We start from the raw sequence: 1,957 nt of genomic DNA on the forward strand, positions 1-1,957 counted from the left end.
CGCAATTGCCGCTGCACCACAGCTATTATTAACCTTAAACCGCTTCGGGATTCCGAAGCGGTTTTTTTATCTCAAACGGCCATGCGAGATTTAAAGATCAAAGAAGCAAGGTATGGCCAAATAATCAACGGGCTTTGACAGAACGGGCGGCTTGACTACTTTTACCGACAAATATAAAAGGTATGAAAGTCGCGGTAGTAGGAGCCACCGGTATGGTCGGGGAGGTCATGTTAGAGGTGCTGGAAGCGCGGAAGTTTCCCCTGGATGAATTGCTGGTTGTAGCTTCTGAGCGATCCATCGGAAAAAAACTCCCGTTCTCCGGGGAGGAAATCCCTGTGATCGGATTGCAACAAGCCCTGGATGCCAAGCCGGATATCGCCCTTTTTTCGGCCGGTGCAGCGACCTCCCTGGAATGGGCGCCCAAATTTGCCGCCTCGGGCACTACAGTTATCGACAACTCCTCAGCCTGGCGGATGGATCCGGATATCAAATTAATCGTTCCGGAGATCAATGCCTCCCTGCTTCAGGCTTCTGACAAGATTATTGCCAACCCGAATTGCTCTACCATTCAACTGGTGATGGTCCTGGCTCCCCTGCATCAAAAATACGGGCTCAAGCGGGTAGTGGTCTCTACCTATCAATCGGTTTCAGGAACGGGGGTCGATGCAGTACAACAACTCGAAAATGAAGTGGCCGGGGTTGAAGGGAAGATGGCATACCCCCATCCTATCTATAAAAATGCGCTTCCGCACTGTGATGTCTTCCAGGAGAACGGCTATACTAAGGAAGAGATGAAACTGGCACGGGAACCTCAGAAAATCCTCGATGACCGCACCTTTTCGATAACGGCGACCGCCGTACGTATCCCCACTGCCGGAGGACATTCGGAATCAGTAAATATCGAGTTTCACCGGGATTTCAACCTTGAACAAGTCCGTGAAATCCTCCGGGAAACCCCCGGGGTTGTCCTTCAGGATAACCCTTCCCAAAACCTCTACCCCATGCCCCTGACCGCCCACCGGAAAGACGAGGTATTTGTCGGGCGAATTCGCAGGGATGAAAGCCAGGCCAACACCCTCCACCTTTGGGTCGTGGCAGACAACCTCAGAAAAGGTGCGGCCACCAATGCCGTACAGATTGCAGAATACCTGGTGGATAAGGAGGGCCGATAAAGGGGGCTTAAAGATGTGTTAAACCCAGTGAAAATGGCCTTTCTAAGTGGTTTTAATCCCTATTTTAGGCGTGTAAATCCTGGAATAATGAAACGTCTTATCGCAATCGCGGCCTTCGGGAGTATCCTGTTGTCCTGCGAAAACAAATCAAACTCAAAAATGGCCCTGGACTATCCCAAAACCCCTAAGGTTGATACTGTAGACACCTACTTCGAGACAGCGGTCCCTGATCCCTATCGATGGCTTGAAGATGACCGGAGCGCTGAAACGGAATCCTGGGTCGGGGCACAAAATAAGGTGACCTTTTCATTTCTGGACAAAATCCCTTACCGGGAAACCCTTAAGAGCCGTCTTGAAGAACTCTGGAATTACGAAAAACTCGGTACCCCTTTTAAAGAAGGGGCCTATACTTATTTCTACAAGAACGATGGCCTCCAAAACCAATCGGTGCTGTATCGACGGGTTGGAGAAGGGCCTCCGGAGGTTTTTCTGGACCCCAATACTTTTTCCGAAGACGGGACGACTTCCCTCTCCGGGCTGAGTTTTTCAAAAGACGGAAGCCTCGCGGCCTATTCGATTTCCGAAGGGGGTAGCGACTGGAGGAAAATAATTGTAATGCATGCAGAGCGTATGGAGATTATGGAGGATACCCTTGTGGATATCAAATTCTCCGGTATTTCCTGGAAGGGACAGGAAGGCTTTTACTACTCCAGTTATGACAAGCCAAAAGGCAGTGAGCTTTCGGCCAAAACAGATCAGCACAAGGTATATTACCACAAAATGGG

General features: G+C 50.0%; 1 protein-coding gene and 1 pseudogene. Both read left to right on the forward strand.

Features of this window, described 5'->3' with window-relative positions; translation table 11 throughout:
• Window positions 1-182 precede the first annotated feature (182 nt).
• A complete protein-coding gene (locus WBV75_RS01455; RefSeq protein WP_424118883.1) occupies window positions 183-1,172 on the forward strand; it encodes an aspartate-semialdehyde dehydrogenase in 990 nt (329 codons plus the stop codon).
• A gap of 87 nt (window positions 1,173-1,259) precedes the next feature.
• Window positions 1,260-1,957 (forward strand): annotated as a pseudogene (locus WBV75_RS01460) (S9 family peptidase); the annotation flags it as partial.

Origin of the sequence: Robiginitalea sp., assembly GCF_049588695.1 — a bacterium.
In the GTDB taxonomy this organism is placed as follows: Bacteria; Bacteroidota; Bacteroidia; order Flavobacteriales; family Flavobacteriaceae; genus Robiginitalea.